At 64.5% G+C, this 3,985-nt stretch carries 4 protein-coding genes; 1 reads left to right on the forward strand and 3 read right to left on the reverse strand.

Annotated features, from left to right (window positions below):
- Positions 1 to 136: 136 nt before the first annotated feature.
- The 3 genes from ACSDR0_RS49570 to ACSDR0_RS49580 form a co-directional block, all read right to left on the reverse strand.
- Positions 137 to 1,294, reverse strand: coding sequence for an IS630 family transposase (locus ACSDR0_RS49570; RefSeq protein WP_435295954.1), 1,158 nt, complete (start codon positions 1,292 to 1,294; stop codon positions 137 to 139).
- A 319-nt stretch (positions 1,295 to 1,613) separates the two neighbouring features.
- The gene (locus tag ACSDR0_RS49575) at positions 1,614 to 1,961 is read right to left on the reverse strand and encodes a hypothetical protein (protein ID WP_435295955.1); all 348 of its coding nucleotides are present in this window, start codon (positions 1,959 to 1,961) and stop codon (positions 1,614 to 1,616) included.
- 305 nt (positions 1,962 to 2,266) lie between these two features.
- Positions 2,267 to 3,226: a helix-turn-helix domain-containing protein gene (locus tag ACSDR0_RS49580; RefSeq protein WP_435295956.1), complete on the reverse strand. Its 960-nt coding sequence runs from the start codon at positions 3,224 to 3,226 to the stop codon at positions 2,267 to 2,269.
- Between the two features lie 343 nt (positions 3,227 to 3,569).
- Here ACSDR0_RS49580 and ACSDR0_RS49585 point away from each other — a divergent pair, with 343 nt between their 5' ends.
- Positions 3,570 to 3,749 carry a hypothetical protein gene (locus tag ACSDR0_RS49585; RefSeq protein WP_435295957.1) on the forward strand — a complete coding sequence of 60 codons (180 nt, stop codon included), beginning with the start codon at positions 3,570 to 3,572 and terminating at the stop codon, positions 3,747 to 3,749.
- Positions 3,750 to 3,985: the final 236 nt, after the last annotated feature.

Here is a 3,985-nt window from a genome sequence, read left to right on the forward strand (position 1 = left end):
TGGAACGAGGATCCCAAGCCGTTCGTGTGGACCAAGAGCGCTGAAGAGATCCTCGAATCCCTGGCTAAATATTGCCGGCGAATTTCAGGCGCATGACACTAGTGCTGTGACCGGAAACGTTTGCCGGGTTGGGCGGTCAGGCCGCAGTTGAAAGTGGCCGGCCGCCCCAGCGGATTGCTTTCTCGCTGCGGATGCGGGCGCGTTCGCGGCGTTGGGCGGCCAGGACGTCCGGGTGGCGGGCGTTGAGATTGCGCCAGCGCAGGTATGCGTGCAGCGTCCGGGTCTGGACGGTGTGGTTGGGGTGGTCGGAGTTGGCGATGGTGAACTGGCGCAGCGGTCCGAAGTGGGCCTCGATGGGGTTGGCCCAGGAGGCGTAGGTCGGGGTGAAGCACAACTCGACCTTGTTCTTCTTCGCCCAGGCCCTGATACGCCAGTTCTTGTGCGCCGACAAGTTGTCCAGAATCACATAGATGGGGGCGCCGTCCGGGCGGGCCGCGCGGATCGACCGCAACGCGGCCCAGGTGTGGTCGATGCCTTTGCGGCGCCGGTTGACGCCCCAGAGCAGGTCGTCGCCGACGGAGTAACAGCCGTGGAAGTAGGTGGTCCCGTGGGTGCGGTGATAGGTGGCCGGCAGCCGGTCCGGTCGTCCTTGCGGTGCCCAGCCCGATCCGTGTGCGGGGCGGATGCCCAGCGGGCCGAACTCGTCGAAGGCGAAGGTCCGCTCCGGCCGGTGGGTCAGGGCGTATTCGATCCGGTCCAGCTTGGCCTCGAAGTCCGGATCCGGTGACTCCTTCCACGTCTTGGTGCGCTGGAAGGAGATCCCGCGCCGCCCCAGCAGGACGCGTAAGGCTTCCCGGCTGATCTCAATGGCGCGGCCGGGAAGAGCTCGCAGGTAGGCGGCGAGTTTGCGGATGGACCAATGGGTGAAGGGCTGCCCGAGCCGGGTCGGGCGGGTGGTGGCCGTCGAGACGACGAAGGCTTCCTCATCGTCACTGAGCAGGCGGGGACGGCCTCCCGCCCACCGAGGGTCCAGGCAGGCCAGCCCCATCTCGTTGAACCGATGAATGACATCGCGGACGGTGTCCTCATCGGCGGCCACTAGCCGGGCGATCACCGGAACGGTATTCCCTCCGGCCGAAGCCAGAAGGATCATCGCCCGCCGGTACCGCACCGAGCTGGTACTGCCCCGGCGGACGATCTGCTGCAGCTTCTGCCCTTCGGCGTCCATCAGTCGTCGTACCCTGACCGGTTCCGCCACGGCGCCCCCTCGCATCGGTTGGATCTGTGAAGACATCCAACCGACGCTGGCGGTTACACGCGAGACCGGTAAAGGATTCCGGTCACAGCACTAGACACCGCCGATCATCAGGGGGCGCGTTTGTCATCTTCACGCTGGGGTGCCTCAGCCGGCCTGCTGCCTCCGTCCCAGGGGTGCAGCCGTCTCACCCGTCGAGAACGCAACGGCCCTGCCCCCTGGCCTTGTACCTGCTTTTCACGCCACTTGGCGCTGGGTGGCACGGCCGACGTCATGTCTTATCGAATATGACGAATCTCAGCGTGTTCGAAACTGTTCCGGATCGACGGCGCGTTGACGCACCGTCGCCCGTTTTCTATCAGCACCAGGAAGCCTTCGTCGCATAAAGCACGACGCGGTACACCGTGTAGTTGTTCAGCGCGAAATCATCGCCGTCACAGAAGAGCGGCGTGCCGATGTTCGTTTCGAGATATCCGGACCATCCTCCGGCGCGGAAGCGCTTCGCCTGACTGAAGGGCCCGTTGTAGGTGCCACTGCAGGTGAACGTCCGTACGGCGGTACCCCAGTACAGCAGGGCGCGGGCGCTGAACGCCTGGCAGCCCAGTGCCTGGGAGCTGGACGCCGACGCGGTCGCCGGGGTGACGAGCAGCCCGGCGACCATGGCTGTCGCCGCCATCACGGTCGCCAGTTTTTTGATGGCCTTCACGTGTGGATTCCCTTCGTCGGAAGGTTTTCTGGAATTCTTACTTTTCCGCCCGGTGACGGGCACCGGTTCACCGATGGAAAGAGCAGACGGTTAGCGCTTTAGGGCCACCTCGCGCATGGTGCCGTCGCCGGAAATCGATTAGCCCTCATCGGCCGGTGGTGACAAGACTGCCCCAGCCGAATTCCGGTGGCAATGCCCTCACATGTTCAACCCTGATTTCCCCTCAATCGCTTGCGTGCGATCTCTTCCATGAGGATCACAGACGTCCGGGCAGGTGTCGTTTCATCTGAGCGCCAACTCGTTGACTATGCGTGCCAATCGAGGATGTGATCGGGTTGGTGTTGGCGCCGGTACTCCTGGGGGGTGACTCCATAGGCGGCGGTGAAGGCGCGGGTGAAGTGCGCGGCGACGGGGAAGCTCCACCGAGTCGCGATGGCGTGGATCGGCCGGTCGCCGAGGGCGGGGTCGGAAAGGTCTCGTCGGCAGCACTCCAGTCGCTGGGCGCGGATCCATTCGGCGACGGTGGCGCCCTGAGTCTGGAAGAGCCGGTGCAGGGTGCGGATGGAGATGCCATGAGCCGCGGCGATCGTGGCCGGGGACAGGTGTGGGTCGGTCAGGTGCTGCTGGACGAAGGTATGAACCTGCAGCAGGAGGACGCGTTGGCGGGTGGTGGCTTGCAGGGCCGTATCGGCGTCGAGGTGATGGGCGATCAGGGCGGTGAGCAGGTCGGTCAGGACAAGCCCGAGGCGTGAACGATCGGATACCCCGTATTGGTCGGCGCCGTTGACCAGACGGGTGAGGAATCCCGAGATCAGCGCGCCGATCCCCTCACGGCCTGACAGCGGCGTGGCGGTGAGCCGCTCCACTTTGCGCGAAGGCAGCGGCAGCAGTTTGGCGGGAAACACCACCATCACTCCATAGGTGGCATCCTTGCTGAACCCGGTCCGTATCTGATGGGGGCGCGAGGTGTGGTAGAGCACCATGTCCGACGGCTGCGACAGAGCGTATCTGCGGTCCTGCGTTATCGAGGTCTCTCCGCGCATGTTGAACGCGAGCTGGAACAGCTCGGGATCGGACTGGCGGATCATCCGAGGTGTCCTGTACGCCCCGCACGGAGAAGCCTCCACCGCGGAAACATGGACGGCACTCAGATCTATCGATTCGATGCTTCCCCGGAAGCCCGCGGGATCGTCACAGGTGATCATCATAGGGGCCACCACCTGCCGGAACAGGTGATCATGCCAGGAAGCGAACCGCTCGTCCACCGGCAGATCCTCTGTGTGAATCACTGTCCTCACCGGTCACTCCCTTGCCATAAATCATTTGATGGCTAATATGACCCAATCCTTGTCAATCGTCCCAAATAATTTGCATTGACCGCAAACGATCTGAAAATGGTAGGTTCGTTGCTTGCGCTGTGAGGCCGACCAGCCAGCGGATCTGCGTCGAACGGCTCACGCGCCCTCTCCCTCTGGCCCCCGGCGCCGTAGCCGCTCCGGACATTTCTCCACGACCGGTGATCTCTATTCGTTCCGGGGAAGCTATGAACCCGCGAGCACGCCCCTCGCGCTCAGGGCTGAAGCGTTCTCATGTGATGAGACCGAGTAGTTGAAGGCCGTCGGCTGGGTGGCTTCGGTTGACCTGGATGGCCTGGGCGGCGTGGGAGAAGGGCAGGTGTGGTCGGACGGTGCAGATCTTCATCCGGCGGATCTCGCGGCGGCCGTGGCTGTGCTCGTCGGTGCGGTCATTCAGGATGGCCTCGCGTCAGGGCAGGGCCATCGGCGGTGACCACTACCCCGGCCAGGTTCACCGTGGACAGCAGGGGCGTGAACGCGGGGATCTCGTTGTTCTTGGCCGCGACCTGCCGCTGGGCGAGCACGGTCTGGGTGTCGTGACGGACGGTGGCCAGCAGGTGTGTGACGCCGTCACCGGTACGGCTGCCGCCGGAGCGTCTTGCCGTTCACGGCCAGGCCGAGCGGGGGTGTTCTGGCGGGTGTGGTCGTCTCCGGAGGGTGGCCGGCGGC

It is taken from the genome of Streptosporangium sp. G11 (assembly GCF_051192615.1).
Lineage (GTDB): Bacteria > Actinomycetota > Actinomycetes > Streptosporangiales > Streptosporangiaceae > Streptosporangium.

Coding starts and splice junctions, on each gene's coding strand:
- ACSDR0_RS49570 (WP_435295954.1), bottom strand. CDS start 1,294: ATGTCTTCACAGATCCAACCGATGCGAGGGGGCGCCGTGGCGGAACCG.